The 253-nt window shown below is 53.4% G+C and carries 1 pseudogene; it reads left to right on the top strand.

Features of this window, described 5'->3' with window-relative positions:
* A pseudogene (locus QP934_RS11620) lies at window positions 1-127 on the top strand (IS1249 family transposase); the annotation flags it as partial.
* Window positions 128-253 lie beyond the last annotated feature (126 nt).

Genomic DNA, 253 nt, shown 5'->3' with positions numbered 1-253 from the left:
TTGCCTTGTCCACGCACAGCGTGTAGTTCGTCGCTACACAACCTCACGCCCACGTACTGATGCCGGCAAAGCTATCTACACGCTAGCGCTGAAACTAACCCGGGTACGCACTACAGAAGATATAGCCTGAAGTGCCCCGGGTTTTGTTCCTAGGCATTTGCCTTGATTTCTATTATTGCTTGCGGCGGGTGCTGGTCCCAAAATTCGGTTTCCACTTCGACCGGGGTTCGGTATCCCAAGCTTTGGTGAAGCC

Origin of the sequence: Corynebacterium sp. MSK122, from assembly GCF_030229435.2 — a bacterium.
Classification (GTDB): Bacteria; Actinomycetota; Actinomycetes; order Mycobacteriales; family Mycobacteriaceae; genus Corynebacterium; species Corynebacterium marquesiae.
This window is presented reverse-complemented; position numbering and strand designations above follow the sequence as displayed.